The sequence below is a fragment of the Umezawaea endophytica genome (genome assembly GCF_025061645.1).
GTDB lineage: Bacteria > Actinomycetota > Actinomycetes > Mycobacteriales > Pseudonocardiaceae > Umezawaea > Umezawaea endophytica.
On sequence record NZ_JANYMP010000031.1, the window covers coordinates 55,014 to 69,879 of the forward strand.

14 protein-coding genes are annotated in these 14,866 nt (G+C 71.1%); 5 read left to right on the forward strand and 9 right to left on the reverse strand.

Translation table 11 applies throughout. The features are described 5' to 3' along the window. Nucleotides 1-29: 29 nt before the first annotated feature. On the reverse strand, nt 30-950 hold the full coding sequence (locus tag NZH93_RS41315; RefSeq protein ID WP_259628784.1) for an ArsR/SmtB family transcription factor: 921 nt from the start codon (nt 948-950) through the stop codon (nt 30-32). A gap of 170 nt (nt 951-1,120) precedes the next feature. On the opposite strand from NZH93_RS41315, the gene NZH93_RS41320 reads away from it, so the two are divergent. Beyond that, nucleotides 1,121-1,513 carry an SH3 domain-containing protein gene (locus NZH93_RS41320; RefSeq protein ID WP_259628785.1) on the forward strand — a complete coding sequence of 131 codons (393 nt, stop codon included), beginning with the start codon at nt 1,121-1,123 and terminating at the stop codon, nt 1,511-1,513. A 319-nt stretch (nt 1,514-1,832) separates the two neighbouring features. Here NZH93_RS41320 and NZH93_RS41325 read toward each other — a convergent pair whose 3' ends face one another. Beyond that, on the reverse strand, nt 1,833-2,447 hold the full coding sequence (locus NZH93_RS41325; protein WP_259628786.1) for a hypothetical protein: 615 nt from the start codon (nt 2,445-2,447) through the stop codon (nt 1,833-1,835). 196 nt (nt 2,448-2,643) lie between these two features. Here NZH93_RS41325 and NZH93_RS41330 point away from each other — a divergent pair, with 196 nt between their 5' ends. Then, entirely contained in the window at nt 2,644-3,954 is a 1,311-nt protein-coding gene (locus NZH93_RS41330) for an MFS transporter (RefSeq protein WP_259628787.1), read from the forward strand. Here NZH93_RS41330 and NZH93_RS41335 read toward each other — a convergent pair. The 3 genes from NZH93_RS41335 to NZH93_RS41345 all read right to left on the reverse strand — a co-directional run bounded on the left by NZH93_RS41335 (nt 3,900) and on the right by NZH93_RS41345 (nt 9,067). Continuing rightward, nucleotides 3,900-4,655 carry an FMN-dependent NADH-azoreductase gene (locus NZH93_RS41335; RefSeq protein WP_259628788.1) on the reverse strand — a complete coding sequence of 252 codons (756 nt, stop codon included), beginning with the start codon at nt 4,653-4,655 and terminating at the stop codon, nt 3,900-3,902. The genes NZH93_RS41330 and NZH93_RS41335 overlap by 55 nt on opposite strands. Nucleotides 4,656-4,740: 85 nt before the next feature. Continuing rightward, nucleotides 4,741-6,252, reverse strand: coding sequence for a cytochrome bc1 complex cytochrome b subunit (qcrB, locus tag NZH93_RS41340; RefSeq protein ID WP_259628789.1), 1,512 nt, complete (start codon nt 6,250-6,252; stop codon nt 4,741-4,743). Between the two features lie 142 nt (nt 6,253-6,394). Then, nucleotides 6,395-9,067 carry an FAD-binding and (Fe-S)-binding domain-containing protein gene (locus tag NZH93_RS41345; protein ID WP_259628790.1) on the reverse strand — a complete coding sequence of 891 codons (2,673 nt, stop codon included), beginning with the start codon at nt 9,065-9,067 and terminating at the stop codon, nt 6,395-6,397. A 91-nt stretch (nt 9,068-9,158) separates the two neighbouring features. Here NZH93_RS41345 and fabG point away from each other — a divergent pair, with 91 nt between their 5' ends. From fabG to NZH93_RS41360, 3 genes are all read left to right on the forward strand, one after another. Then, nucleotides 9,159-9,863: a beta-ketoacyl-ACP reductase gene (gene fabG, locus NZH93_RS41350; protein ID WP_259628791.1), complete on the forward strand. Its 705-nt coding sequence runs from the start codon at nt 9,159-9,161 to the stop codon at nt 9,861-9,863. A 31-nt stretch (nt 9,864-9,894) separates the two neighbouring features. Beyond that, the gene (fabI, locus tag NZH93_RS41355; RefSeq protein WP_259628792.1) at nt 9,895-10,662 is read left to right on the forward strand and encodes an enoyl-ACP reductase FabI; all 768 of its coding nucleotides are present in this window, start codon (nt 9,895-9,897) and stop codon (nt 10,660-10,662) included. A gap of 81 nt (nt 10,663-10,743) precedes the next feature. Further along, complete coding sequence (locus NZH93_RS41360; RefSeq protein WP_259628793.1) at nt 10,744-11,769, forward strand: ferrochelatase; 1,026 nt, start codon at nt 10,744-10,746, stop codon at nt 11,767-11,769. Here the strand turns inward: NZH93_RS41360 and NZH93_RS41365 are convergent. The 4 genes from NZH93_RS41365 to NZH93_RS41380 are packed head-to-tail and all read right to left on the reverse strand — an operon-like array spanning nt 11,766 to nt 14,848. Next, nucleotides 11,766-12,170, reverse strand: coding sequence for a hypothetical protein (locus tag NZH93_RS41365; protein WP_259628794.1), 405 nt, complete (start codon nt 12,168-12,170; stop codon nt 11,766-11,768). The genes NZH93_RS41360 and NZH93_RS41365 overlap by 4 nt on opposite strands. After that, entirely contained in the window at nt 12,167-13,537 is a 1,371-nt protein-coding gene (locus NZH93_RS41370; protein ID WP_259628795.1) for an ATP-binding protein, read from the reverse strand. The genes NZH93_RS41365 and NZH93_RS41370 overlap by 4 nt, the downstream gene beginning before the upstream one ends. After that, entirely contained in the window at nt 13,534-14,211 is a 678-nt protein-coding gene (locus NZH93_RS41375) for a response regulator (RefSeq protein WP_259628796.1), read from the reverse strand. Before NZH93_RS41375 ends, NZH93_RS41370 begins: the two co-directional genes overlap by 4 nt. A gap of 4 nt (nt 14,212-14,215) precedes the next feature. Then, nucleotides 14,216-14,848, reverse strand: coding sequence for a phosphatase PAP2 family protein (locus NZH93_RS41380; RefSeq protein ID WP_259628797.1), 633 nt, complete (start codon nt 14,846-14,848; stop codon nt 14,216-14,218). Nucleotides 14,849-14,866: the final 18 nt, after the last annotated feature.

The window sequence follows — 14,866 nt, forward strand, 5'->3', positions numbered from 1 at the left end:
CTACTTAGGACTCCGGTCGTTGCGATCCATCACCCCTCGGCCGCCGGCACGCGTCCGTTCACCAGGGCCTCTCCCAGTGTGGTCAGCGAGTGCACGGTCCGTGCGCCGTGCCGGGTCGTCCGGAGCAGGCCTGCGCCGCGCAGCACGCCGGTATGTCGGCTGACCGACGCGGGCGACGTGCCGACGCGGCGAGCAAGTTCGATGGTGCCTGCGCCGATGCGGGCGCACTCCAGCACGGCGTGGCGGGTCGTGCCGAGCAGTTCGTCCAGCCCGCTCGGCGCGGTTCCGGTCCACCGGTCGGCGTCCAGGATCGGGTACACGAGCACCGGCGGCAGATCGGGATCGGTGAACGTGCCCGGCAGGCGGCCGAAGTACGAGGGCACCAGGCGCAGTCCTCGGCCGCGCAGGCGCAGGTCCCGGTGCTGCGGGAAGTCGACCTCCAGCACCGAGCCGTTCCACCGGGCGTGCGGGCGCAGGCCTGCGAGCAGGCCGTGCACGCCGGCGTCCACGAGGTCGCGGGCGCGGCGGGCGCGGTCGGCGTTGACGCTCTCCCGGACCACCTCGGCGTGCGGCTCGACGAGCACCGAGTGCAGGTGCCGCAGCACTTCCGCGAGCACGGTCGGCCCACGCGCCCCGTCCAACAACGGGTCGACCCACGCCGGTAGCGGTCTCAGCCGCTCCAACTCCGCCGTCAACCGGTGGGGCGGTGTCGCACGCAACGCCTCCAGCCCCGCCTCCAATCCGTCGGCCGACTCCGGCGGCGTGAGCAAGTCCGGCACTGGCGCGAGCACGTGCAGCAGGTGCGGCGCTGGGTCGCGGCGGTCGAACCGCTTCCGCACCGCGTTCACCCAGCCGCGGAACAGAGGCGGGTGAACGCGATCGCGCAGTCGGCAGCCGGCGAGCACCACCTCCCACAACGGGTCGGCGGTCGGCGCAACGGTCGTGCGCACGAGGTCATCGGTCGTGAAATGGACGCACAGCAAGACGTTCCCCCCTGGTGAAAACTCCCCTGACCGCCATGATGGCTGGAGATTTTCGGCCTGGCGGAACACTCTTGCGAAGTTCACCCATCGGGACGAAAGTCGCTTTCGTTCACAAAATTCCGATCAAGGGGGAGAACATGAGAGGAACGGTGAAGCTGGCGGCGGCCGTCGCGGGGGTGGCGCTGCCGCTGGTGCTGATCGCGACTCCGGCTCAAGCCGGGACGCCCAAGGGGGACGGCGTGACGGTGCAGCACTACGCCTGCAACAGCGCGGTGGTACCGCCGAACTCGGACCCGATCTCGGCGATCACGGGCGGCAGCTCCGGTGCGCGCATCCGCACCGGCTCGTCCACGTCCTGCACGGCGGTCGGCTCGATCGAGCCTTCCCACCGCTTGGACTTCTACTGCTACACGCTCGGGAACGACGGCTACACGTGGACCTACCTGCGGAACACCAGCACCAGCAGGCAGGGTTGGGTCCGCGACGACCTGCTGCCGAACTACGGCAGCAGCTACCACTGCCCGAACTGAGGTAACTCGGGGGGACAAGGCCGGACGCCGCGGGCTCGACGGCCGCGGCGTCCAGCCCGCGCCGAGACCACGACACCTTCCGGTGGTCGGGGAGTCGTTCTCCCGCCTGGAACGGACGGTGCTGGAGGCATCCACACGCTTGAAGTCACTCAGGACCACGATCACAACCCTCTGCGCCGTCGTCACCGAACCCACCCACGAAACCACGGCCGACAACGTCCTCACGATGCCGAACCGGAGACACCGCGATGCCTGAACCGATCACACGATCAACAGGGACGCCGCGGTTCGGTCCTGCGCCACGAATCCGAGATCGCAGTCACAGGTAGTCGCGCCAGAACGGCACAGTGGACTGCGGGGACCAGTCGTCGGGGTGCTCGGGCCGAGGTTCCTCGAACTCTTGGTCGACGTAGTCGACCAGGTCGGCCCCGTAGCAGATGATGTCCGTTCCCCACACCGACAGAACCGGATGTCCGAACGTGCCGCGTCCTGCGGGCAGAAACCGATGCGCGTAGATCGGGACCAACCTGGGCGCCTCAGCCAGCAACCGCCGAGCCGCCGCCACCGCTGCCTCAGGCATGTCCGGCCGCGCACCCCAGGCCGCATTCCAGTGCCCGCTGCTCTCCACCGCCCGCAACACGCCCTCGACGGGCCAGTCGAGCTGCTCACGGAGCTCGTCAGGGCGACCGTCGCGCCACTCGGGCCACGGTTTCTCCCAGGCGTAGGAGACCCCCGGTTCCGGCTCGAGAGGGCTGTTCACCGGCAGCCCCGCCGCGAGGAACGCTCGATGATCGTCGGCGAACTCAAAACCGTGCTCGCCCTCGATGCGGGCGAACTCCGCGTCGGTCAATCCAGGCGCGATCACGCAGCAACCCAGCTCAGCCAGGCGCCGCGCGGCCACCACGCCCAGGCCGACATCCCCACCCCTCTGCACAGGGGAACCCTAACGGCACAGCGGCGAAGTCGACCAGGTCATGCGACCTGACTCGGCGGTAAAAATGCCTGGCAGATGGAATTTGATCATGATTTGCCGCCCATCGCCCTAAGGGAGTGCAAAGAAGCGCTGGTCTGTCTTGTCGTGGGTTCGGGGTCGGCCGGATGGTGTGGGTGATCACATCAGGAGGTCGACTATGGCAGTCGAGGTTGGGCAAGGGCGGGTCGAGGGTGCTTCTGAGCGCCGGGTTGTCGCGAATGTGTTGCGGGGGTCCATCGGGAATCTGATCGAGTGGTACGACTGGTACGCGTACACGGCGTTCAGCATCTACTTCGCCGCGGCGTTCTTCCCGAAGGGGGATCAGACCGCGCAGTTGTTGAACACCGCGGCCGTGTTCGCCGTCGGGTTCCTGATGCGGCCGCTCGGTGGGTGGTTGTTGGGGCGTTACGCGGATCGGCACGGGCGGCGGGCGGCGTTGACGTTGTCCGTGACGTTGATGGCGTTGGGGTCGTTGATGATCGCGTTGACGCCGTCGTTCGCGACGATCGGGGTCGCGGCGCCGATCCTGCTGGTGACGGCCCGGTTGTTGCAGGGGTTGTCGGTCGGTGGGGAGTACTCGACGTCGGCCACGTACCTGTCGGAGGTGGCGTCCACGGGGAAGCGGGGGTTCTACTCCAGCTTCCAGTACGTGACGCTGACCGCCGGGCAGTTGTTGGCGCTGGGCGTGCAGATCGTGTTGCAGCAGGTGCTGACGCGCGAGGAGATGCTGTCGTGGGGGTGGCGGATCGCGTTCGTCATCGGGGCCACGGGGGCGATCGTGGTGATGTTCCTGCGGCGGGGGATGGACGAGTCCGAGAGCTTCCAGCGTGAGGGGAAGTCGTCGGAGTCACGGGGGTCTTTGCGGGCTTTGGCGCAGTACCCCAGGGAATGCCTGCTGGTCGTCGGGTTGACGCTGGGCGGCACGGTGGCGTTCTACACGTACACGACGTACCTGCAGAAGTTCATGATTAATACCAGCGGCATCGACGCGGCGACGGTGAGCTGGATCAACTTCCTGGCACTGCTGGTGTTCGTCGTGATCCAGCCACTGGCAGGAGGCCTGTCCGACCGGATCGGGCGCAGGCCGCTGCTGCTCGCGTTCGGGGTGCTGGGAGCGGTCGGCACGGTGCCGCTGCTGACGACGCTGGCGTCGACGACCGGTGCCGTGCAAGCGTTCCTGCTGATGCTGTGCGGGCTGGTGGTCGTGACCGGCTACACGTCGATCAACGCCATCGTGAAGGCCGAGCTGTTCCCGACGCGGATCAGGGCGCTCGGGGTCGGGCTGCCGTACGCGCTGACGGTGGCGATCTTCGGCGGCACGGCCGAGTACGTGGCGCTCGGGCTGAAGTCGGCCGGTCACGAGTCGTGGTTCTACTGGTACGTCTCGGGGTGCGTGCTGATCTCGCTGATCGTCTACGGCTCGATGCGGGAGACCTCCAAGGAGTCCGCGCTGGAGGAGAAGCCCTGAGCCAGTTCCACCACGGCGAGACGTGCCGCGGCCAGCGATTCCGTGCCCAGCGCCTGGAACCGCGACGGTCGCGGCACGTCCGGCGCGCGGGTCAGTTCGGCGTGCACGAACCGCACGTCGGCCACGCCCAGCCCGCCGAAGTACGCGAGCAGGTACGGCTCCAGGAAGTCGTCGCCGCGGCGCCCTCCCCTCGCGGTGACCACGACGACCTCGGTATCTCGCAGCAGGCTCTCCTCCGTGGCCGGGTCGGTGAACACCCCCGGCACGGTCACGCGGTCGATCCACGCCTTCAACGGCGCCGGGACGGTCAGGTTGTGCACGGGTACGCCGAGCAGCACCGTGTCCGCCGCCAGCAGTTCGGTCACCAGCGGCAGCGTCGACGCCCACTCGCGCTCCTCCGCCGCGTTGGCCGCCACGGCCGCGACCCCGCCGACCGGCACCGGGTCCCGGCCCTCCAACCGCCTGCGCAGCGAGCAGTACGCCGGGCCGACCAGGGGCACCGGGTCAGCGGCCACGTCGCGGTACCGGTAGCCCACGGCGCCGTGCCGCTCCCGCCACGTGTCGGCGTACAGCGAGGTGAGGTGCTTGCTGACCGAATTGCCCGAATAGCTGGAATCGAGGTGCAGCAAGGACTTCACCGGTTCGGCCCGCGCGAGCGGGACGGACCGGAGGTGGTTCCTGCGGGGCTGTCTCACGATCACCGGGACAATGGTCGCAGAGCGCCCGCGCGCCTCCCAACCCTCACGGGAAGTGCACCTGATCGTGTCCGGTCCACAGTGGACCGCGTCAGTCGAGCGCCCGCACCTCCTCGGCGGGGTCCGGGGAGAAGAACGAGCCGGGAACGGGTGACCCGGCCGCGCCGAGCTTGTTCATCTTCTTCGGCACGGAAGCACCCTGGTAGGTCAGCGGGTGGTCGGCGAGCGGCTGGTGCACCTCGATGTACGCGCCGTGCGGCAGCCGTTTCACCAGCCCGGTCTCGACGCCGTGCTCGAGCACCGCGCGGTCGGAGTGCTGGAGCCCCAGGCACAGCCGGTAGGTCACGTAGTACGCCAGCGGCGGCAGCAGCAGGAGGCCGATCCGGCCCGCCCACACCGTGGCGTTGAGCGAGATGTCGAACGCGTGCGCGATCACGTCGTTGGCCGCGGACAGCAGCGAGACGAGGAAGTACGCGAGCGCCATCGCTCCCAACGACGTGCGCACCGGCACGTCGCGCGGTCGTTGCAGCAGGTTGTGGTGCGCGCGGTCGCCGCTGAGCCTGCGCTCGATCCACGGGTACAGCGCGGCCAGGCCGGTGAGCAGGGGAAGCCCCAGGATGAACGGGAAGAACGCGGCGGGAACCGTGTAGTCGCCCAGGTACAGCTCCCACGCGGGCCACAGCCGCAGCAGGCCGTCGGTCCACGCCATGTACCAGTCCGGCACCGTGCCCGCCGACACCTGACCCGCGTTGAACGGCCCGAAGTTCCACACCGGGTTGATCTGGAACAGCCCGCCCAGCACGGCGCACACACCGACGACCATCGCCAGGAACACACCGCTCTTCACCATGAACACCGGCATGATCCGCACGCCGACCACGTTGGTCTCCTTGCGGCCGACACCGGGGAACTGCGTGTGCTTCTGGTACCAGACCAGCGCCAGGTGCACCGCGATCAGCCCGAGCATGATCGCCGGGATCAGCAGCACGTGCAGCGTGTAGATCCGCGGGATGACCTCCGTGCCGGGGAACTCGCCGCCGAACAGCACCCAGTGGATCCACGTCCCGACGACGGGGATCGACAGCAGCAGCGACGCCGTGACCCGCAGCCCGCCGCCGGAGAGCAGGTCGTCGGGCAGCGAGTAGCCGAACAGGCCCTCGACGCAGCCGAGCAGGAACAGCACGATGCCGATGACCCAGTTCAGCTCGCGCGGACGGCGGAACGCGCCGGTGAAGAAGACCCGCAGCATGTGCACGACGATCGCGGCCATGAACAGCAGCGCCGCCCAGTGGTGCACCTGACGCACGAACAGGCCGCCGCGCACCTCGAACGAGAGGTCCAGCGTCGACGCGAACGCGCGGGACATCTCGATGCCCTGGAGGTTCGTGAACGCGCCGTCGTAGACGACCTCCTCCATCGACGGGTCGAAGAACAGCGCCAGGTACGTACCCGACAGCAGCAGGACGATGAAGCTGTACAGCGCGATCTCGCCGAGCAGGAACGACCAGTGCGCCGGGAACACCTTGTTGAGCTGTTTTCGCAGGCCGCCCGCGAAGTGGTAGCGCTGGTCGGCGGCTGTGGCGGCGTTGCTGAGCGAACTCATGACCGGTACCCCCTGTCCGGACCGCGGCGGCCCGGGGGTGGACGCACCCCCCAGGCGTCGATCCGCCTCTCCAGTGTGCCCCTGATCGGTGGCCGGGACACGTGTAATGAAGACGACGGAGACCCGCGATGTGTGACAGGCGTCAGTCGCGCAGCCCCAGCGCCCGCGCGACGACGGTGGCCGAGTGCACCGGCTCGACGCCCGTCCCCTCGCGCACCTGGGTGCGGCAGCTAAACCCGTCGGCGACGACCGCGGTGTCCGGGTCCGCCTTCCGGACGGCTGGGAACAGCACCTGCTCACCCACGGCCATCGACACGTCGTGGTGCCCGCGCTCGAAGCCGAAGTTGCCCGCCAGGCCGCAGCACCCGCTGTCGAGCACCTCGGCGGTCACCCCGGACTTCGCCAGCAGGTCCCGGTCGGCGTCGAAGCCCAGCTCGGCGTACTGGTGGCAGTGCGTCTGCACGATCGCCCTGCCGTCACCGGGAACCCCGTCCAACGACGGGGCCACGTGCTCGGCGAACGTCCGGGTCGCGGCGGCCAGCGCGGCGACGTCCGGGTCGTCGCCCGCCAGCTCCAGCGCGTCGCCGCGCAGGAACGCCGTGCAGCTCGGCTCCAGCCCGACCACCGGGACGCCCGCACGGGTGAACCTCCGCAGGATCCGGGCGGTCCGGCGCAGCACCTTGCGGGCCGTGCCGAGCTGGCCGGTCGACATCCACGTCAGTCCACAGCAGACGGTGCGGCCGGGGATCTCCACCCGCTGCCCGAGATGCGTGAGCACGGCCGCCGCGTCGTGCCCGATCGACGGCTCGAAGTGGTTGGTGAACGTGTCGGTGAACAGCAGCGCCCTCGGCCCGTCGACCCCCGAGCGCTGGAACGTCGCCCGGAACGACCGCTTCGCCACGACGGGCATCCGCCGCCGCGGGTCCAGCCCGGCGAGCCGGGGGAACCGCGACGTCAGCCGGTTCACCAGCCCGAGCCGCAGCCACAGCGGCAGCCAGCCCATCGAGTAGTGCGCCACCGGCCGCACCCGTCCCCGGTAGTGCTGGTGCAGGAACTCCGCCTTGTACGTGGCCATGTCCACGTCCACCGGGCAGTCGCGCTTGCACCCCTTGCACCCCAGGCACAGGTCGAGCGCGTCGCGGACCTCGGTCGACCGCCACCCGTCCTTCACGACGTCTCCGTTGAGCATCTCGAACAGCAGACGCGCCCGCCCGCGCGTCGAGTGCTGCTCCTCGCGGGTCACGCGGTAACTCGGGCACATCACGCCGCCGCTGTGGTTCAGGCACTTGCCGACACCGACGCACCGCCGGGTCGCGGCGGCGATGTCGCCGCCGTCGGCGTGCAGCGCGAGCGCCGTGCGGGTCGGGATGCGGGCGGGCGCGACGAGCACGCGCAGGTCCGCGTCCAGCGGTGCCGGGTCGACGATCCGGCCGGGGTTCATCAGGCCGCGGGGGTCGAACGCCGCCTTGAACCGGCTGAACGCCTTGAGCGCGGCGGGCGGGTACATCCGCGACAGCAGCTCCGAGCGGGCCTGGCCGTCGCCGTGCTCGCCGGAGATCGACCCGCCGTGCGCGACCACTAGGTCCGCCGCGTCCTCCAGGAACGACCGGTAGCCCGACGCGAAGTCGAAGTCGATCCGCACGTGCACGCAGCCCTCGCCGAAGTGCCCGTAGGTCAGGCCGCGCCGTCCGTGCCCCGCCAGCAGCGCGTCGAACTCGCGCAGGTACTTCCCGAGCCGCTCCGGCGGCACGGCCGCGTCCTCCCAACCCGACCACGCCTCGGTGCCGTCGGCCATCCGCGTCGCCAGGCCCGCGCCGTCCTCGCGGATCCGCCACAGCAGCCGCTGCCGCGCGGGCGAGGTCACCACGACGGAGCTGGGCGCGATCGACGCCACCCGCTGCGCGGTCCACTCGTCGCGGCACTCGACGAACAGCCAGCTCGCGCCGGGCGGCAGCAGCGCGAGCGCGGGGGAGTCGGGCGTGCGCTGCCGCACCACGGCGACCATGCCCGCGTCGATGCCCTCCAGCGCCAGCACGTCGTGCTCGCGCAGCGCCATCACGTTGTCCGCGGCGTCGTAGGTGTCCGCGAACCCCAGCACGGCCAGCACCCGCCGTTCCGGGGCCTCGACCAGCTTCACCGTGGCCCCCAGCACCGTCACGCAGGTGCCCTCCGTGCCGACCAGGGCCCGCGTGAGGTCCGGCAGGGCGTCCAGCGCGTACCCGGACACCCGGCGACCCAGCGCCGGGAACCACGCCGGGTCGACGTCCGGGAGGTCCAGAGCGGGCGGCGTCCGGGTGTCGAACCGGGTCGCGTTCGGCAGCAGCACGTCGAGAGCCTCGACGTTCTCGCTGGTCTTGCCCCACGCGACCGAGTGCGCGCCGCACGCGTTGTTGCCGACCATCCCGCCGAGCGTGCACCGCGAGTGCGTCGACGGGTCCGGCCCGAACACCAGCCCGTGCGGCGCGGCGGCCGCGTTCAGCCGGTCGAGCACGACACCCGGCTGGACCACGGCCAGCCGGCGGTCCGGGTCGACCTCCACGATCCGGTCCAGGTACCGCGCGAAGTCCAGCACCACCCCCGGCCCGGCCGAGTTCCCCGCGATGCTCGTCCCGGCACCCCGGTTCGTGATCGGCACACCGTGCTCGACCGCCAACGACACCGCGGCCAGCACGTCGTCGACCGTTCTGGGCCGCACGACGACCCGCGGCACGTGCCGGAAGTTCGAGGCGTCGGTCGAGTAGACGGCACGGGACGAGGCGTCGGTCAGCACGTCACCGGAGACCTCGGCGCGCAGCCGATCGGAGAATTCGCTCACCCGGACGATTGTGATCCGGGTCTGCCGATGTCGGGGTACTCGGGGGTAACGGATAGCCTCGCGCCCATCAACCAGCAGCGATGGGAGCAACGTGTCGAGGTCCGTTCTGGTCACCGGGGGCAACCGGGGTATCGGCCTGGCTATCGCCAAGGCGTTCGCCGCACAGGGTGACAAGGTCGCCGTGACGCACCGGGGTTCCGGCGCGCCCGAAGGGCTGTTCGGCGTCAAGTGCGACGTGACCAACGGCGAGGAGGTCGACGCCGCGCTGGCCGAGGTCGAGGCGCACCAGGGGCCGGTCGAGGTGCTGGTCGCGAACGCGGGCATCACCGACGACACGCTCCTGCTGCGGATGTCCGACGACCAGTTCACCAACGTGGTCGACGCCAACCTGACCGGCGCGTTCCGGGTGGTGAAGCGCGCGTCCAAGGGGATGCTGCGCAACCGCTACGGCCGGATCGTGCTGATCTCGTCGGTCGTGGGCCTGTACGGCGGGGCGGGGCAGGTCAACTACGCGGCCAGCAAGGCGGGCCTCGTCGGCATGGCCCGCTCGATCGCCCGCGAGCTGGGTTCGCGCAACATCACCGCGAACGTGGTCGCGCCCGGTTTCGTGACGACGGACATGACCGACAAGCTCACCGACGACCGCAAGAAGCAGATCCTCGGCCAGGTGCCCGCGGGCAGGTTCGCCTCCGTCGACGAGGTCGCCGCGGTCGTGGCGTTCCTCGCCTCGGACGCCGCCGGGTACATCACCGGCGCGGTCGTCCCGGTCGACGGCGGCCTCGGCATGGGCCACTGATCTTGTACAACCACGTTTACGGAGGAAGCACGTGACGGGACTGCTCGAAGGCAAGCGGCTGCTGATCACCGGGGTGATCACCGACGCGTCGATCGCCTTCCACGTCGCCAAGGTCGCGCAGGAGCAGGGCGCGCAGGTGGTGCTCACGGGGTTCGGCCGGATGAGCCTGGTCGAGCGCATCGCGAAGCGGCTGCCGAACCCGGCGCCGGTCGTCGAGCTGGACGTCCAGAACCAGGAGCACCTCGACACGCTGGCCGACCGGGTGCGCGAGCACGTGGACGGCCTCGACGGGCTCGTGCACGCCGTCGGCTACGCGCCGCCGAGCTGCCTCGGCGCCCCGTTCATGGACGCGCCGTGGGAGGACGTGGCCACGGCGATGCACGTGTCCGCGTACTCGTACAAGGCGCTCGCCGCCGCCGCGCTGCCGCTGCTGACCCGTGGCAGCTCGATCGTGGGCCTCGACTTCGACGCCCGCCAGGTGTGGCCCGCCTACAACTGGATGGGCCCGGCCAAGGCCGCGTTCGAGTCGATCAACCGGTACCTCGCCCGCGACCTCGGCGAGCACGGCGTCCGGGTCAACCTCGTGTCCGCCGGCCCGGTGCGCACGATGGCCGCCAAGTCGATCCCCGGTTTCGCCGACCTGGAATCCCTGTGGGCGGAGAAGGCCCCGCTCGGCTGGAACGTCGACGACCCGACGCCCGTCGCGCAGTCCGTGTGCGGCCTGCTGTCCGACTGGTTCCCCGCGACCACCGGCTCGATGGTGTTCGTCGACGGCGGCGTGCACTTCCTGGGTCTCTAGGGTCGCCCGACCGGGTCGACGTGATCATCGGCACGTCGACCCGGTTGTGCGGGTTGGCCGAGGCGGGTCCAGGATGTAGCGGTGAGTTACGACGCGCTGCTCTGGTTGTCGTTCGGAGGCCCGGAAGGACCAGCGGACGTTCGTCCGTTCCTGGAAAACGTCACCAGGGGGCGTGGCGTACCACCCGAAAGGCTGGACGAGGTCGAGGTGCACTATCAGCACTTCGGCGGAGTGTCACCGATCAACGCCCTCAACCGCGCGGCCATCGACGCCGTGCGCGGCAGCGGGTTCGACCTGCCGGTCTACTTCGGCAACCGCAACTGGCACCCGATGGTCGAGGACACCCTCGCCGAGATGAAGCGCGACTGCGTGCGGCGCGCGCTCGTCTTCCCCACCAGCGCCTACGGCGGTTACTCGGCCTGCCGCCAGTACGACGAGGACATCCTGCGCGCCCGCGCGGCCGTCCTCGACGCCCCCGAACTGGTGAAGCTGCGCCAGTTCTTCGACCACCCGCTGTTCATCGGCGCGTTCGCCGACGCGGTGCGCGCCGCCGCCGTGGAACTGCCCGCCGACTACCGCCTCGTGTTCACCGCGCACTCGGTGCCGGAGTCGGCGGACAAGGCCGCCGGGCCTCCCGGCGAGGGCGGCCACCGCTACTCCCGCCAGGTCGCCGAGGCGTCCCGCCTGGTCGCCCTCGCGGTCGGCCGCGAGGAGTACGACGTCGTGTGGCAGTCCCGCTCCGGGCCGCCGCAGATCCCGTGGCTGGAGCCGGACGTCGTCGACCACGTCGAGGCGCTGCACAAGGACGGCGTGAGCGGGGTACTGGTGTGCCCCATCGGGTTCGTCAGCGACCACCTGGAGGTCGTGTGGGACCTCGACACCGAGGCCCGCGACCGGGCGGCCGAACTCGGCATGGCCTTCGCCCGCGCGGCGACGCCCAACGGTGACCCGCGGTTCGCGGAGCTGGTGGTGGAGCTGGTCCGGGAGCACACGGACGGGGTCGCGCCGCGCAAGCTGTCCGACTTCACCGCGGCCGGGTGCACGGTCAACGGCGCGCCCTGCGCACCGCTGTGCTGCGAGCCCGCGAAGAGGCCGGGCAAGCACTAGCCCACCGGGCACGTCAGCGGTCCGCGTCGCTGGCCGCCGCCGACCAGGGTGACGGGACCGGCGGCCGTGGTGCAGGCGATCTGGGTGGCGGCGTTGGTGGACAACGAGGTCACGTCGACGGAGACGGTCACGGTCGAGCCCGCGGCGTCGAGGACGGCGCCTGCGGGGACCTCGGTCGTGTAGCCCTGTTCGCGTTCCCCGGTCGTCGGGCCGACGGCGAGCTGCGCGAGGCCGGAGGCGGAGTCGGGGCGTGGTACGGGGGTGACGCGGCCGTCGGACACGAAGTACACGGAGATCATGGCCGCCGCCGTCGGGGCCGGGCCGCCGAGGATGACGGCACTGGGGCGCACGCCGCAGCCCGTGGCCAGCAGGACGGTCGCGAGAACCACCAGGCGCTTCACCGGGCACCTCCCGAGTCGGGCAGCCGCAGGGTGAACACCGCGCCCCCGTCGGGGTGGTTCTCGGCGACCAGGGTGCCGCCGTGCAGGAGGGCGTTCTCGCGGGCGATGGCGAGGCCCAGGCCGCTGCCCGCGGAACGCGCCCTGGACGAGTCGGCCTTGTAGAAGCGGTCGAACACGTGGGGCAGCACGCCCGAGGACAGGCCGGGGCCGCGGTCCGTCACCGTGATGACGACCCACCCCGGCTGGACCTCGAGCGCCACGGACACGGGCGCGCCGCCGTGCCGCACGGCGTTGCCGACGAGGTTCGCCAGGACCACGTCCAGCCTGCGCGGGTCCACCCGCGCGACCACGTCGGCGGGCAGGGTGGTGTCGACGACGTCCTGCCAGCCCCTGGCGCGCAGCGAGGCGCGGACGGCTTGGGCGACGTCCACGTCGTCCAGCACCAGCGCGGCGGCGCCGGAGTCGAACCTGCTGATCTCCATCAGGTCGTTCACCAGCCTCGTCAGGTTGTGCGTCTCCTGGCTGACGAGCCGCGCGGCCTGCGCCGCGTCCGCGGGCAGCACCTCGGCCTCCTCCTCCAGCACGTCCGCCACCGCGGTCATGGCGGAGAGGGGCGTGCGGAGTTCGTGCGACACGTCCGCGACGAACCGGCGGGCGTCCGCCTCCATCCGCCGCAGCTCGTCGACGCGCCTGCCCAGCGCGTCGGCGGCGTCGTTGAACGTGACGGCCAGGCCCGCCAGCTCGTCCGAGCCGCGAACGTCCAACCGGGACTCCAGGTCACCGGAACCCATGCGCCGCGCGGCTTCCCCGAGTTCACGCACCGGCCGCAGCACGCTCCACGCGGCCAGCAGCGCCAGGAGCAGCGCGAACACCAGCGCGCCGCCGCCGAACACCCACGCCCTGGTGGACAGCTCGGCGACGCTCACCGCCGCGGGCTCCAGGGTGCGCAGCGAGTAGACCTCCAGCAAGGACGGCCCGAACGCCACGCTGGTCCCGCTCACGAGCTGGGTCACGCCGTCGAGGGACACGCGCTGCCACGCGGTGCGCCCACCGCGCACGGACTCCCGCAGCTCCGGCGTGACCACCGAGAGGGGCAGGCTGCCCGCGCTCACGTCGCCGTACACGGCCACGGCGGTGTCGTCGCGGTCCGACAGCTCGTCCGCGATCCGGTACAGCCGCTCCCGCGTGGGCGGCAGCAGGCCGTACCGCGTGACCCCGTCGGTCAGCGCCAGCACGGCGGCGTCCTGCGCCTGGCGGAGGATGACGTCGCGGGCCTTGAGGTACATGCCGCCCGAGACGGCCAGCGCGGTGATCACGCCGACGAGCGCGAACGCCACCACCAGCCGCGCGCGCAGACCGATCGTCACAGCGGCCCGAACCGGTAGCCGAAGCCGCGCACGGTCTGCACGTACACCGGTGCCGTCGAGTCGTCCTCGATCTTCGCCCGCAGCCGCTGCACGCACGCGTCCACGAGCCGCGAGTCGCCCAGGTACCCGTGCTCCCACACCGATTCCAGGAGCTGCTGGCGGCTGAGCACCCGCCCCGGCGTTCCGGACAGCTCCAGCAGCAGCCGCAGCTCGGTGGGGGCGAGCGGCACGCGGGCACCGTTCTTCGCCACGACGAGCCCCGCCCGGTCGAGCGTCAGCGCGCCGTGCCGCTCCACGGCCGGGTCGGTCCTCGGCTCGGCCGTGGTCCGCCGCAGCACGGCCCGGATGCGCGCCTCCAGGACGCGGGCCTGCACGGGCTTGATCACGTAGTCGTCGGCCCCGGCCTCCAGACCGGCCACGACGTCGATGTCGTCGTCGCGCGCCGTCAGCATGATGATCGGCAGGTCGCCCGCAACACGGATCCGCCTGCACACCTCGAACCCGTCGATCCCCGGCAGCATCAGGTCGAGCACCACGACCTCCGACGACGGCAGCCGCTCCAGGCCCTCCTCGCCGGTCTCCACGGCGTCCACGACGTGGCCCTGCCTGGTCAGCGCGAGCTGGAGCCCGTCGCGCACCGCTCGGTCGTCCTCGATCAACAACACCCGTGACATGAGGTCAACTATCGACGGGTGCCGGGTCATCGGCCAACGCGGTGGCGGCCAGGCAGTACAGCACCGCGGCGACCAGCGCGCCCCCGACGAGGTCGCTGAGCCGGTGCCAGCCGGTGATCATCGTCGAGGCGGCGACGACCACGACCACCACGGCCCCCGGCACCAGGACCCACCAGCGCGGCAGGACCAGCGCGAACGCCAGCAGCAGCGCCGTGGCCACGGCGACGTGACCGCTGGGGAAGCTGTTGTGCGTCGACGAGCCCACGACGTCCAGGTCGGGCCGCACGACGACCTCCTTGAGCACCCTGGCAGTCGCCACCGACCCGAGCACCACGCCCACGGCCGCCACCGACGTCCACAGGCGCCTGCTCAGCAGCACGACGACCAGCAGCACCACGGCGAGCACCACCCGGTCACCGAAGACGGAGAGCACGGCCTTGGCGGGCTCCAGCAGCGCGGAGTCCTGCTCGTAGCTCGCCCCGCGCTCCGACAGGGGCAGCAGGGCGCTGTCGAACGCCTGCCCGAACGGCGTCCCCACGAACACCGCGCAGGTCAGGCCGAGGGCGAACAGGCAGACGACGGCGGCGACGAGGAACCGCCTGCCGGTGGACGTCCGGTCGAGCACTGGGGTCGGCATCACCACACCGATGGTCGG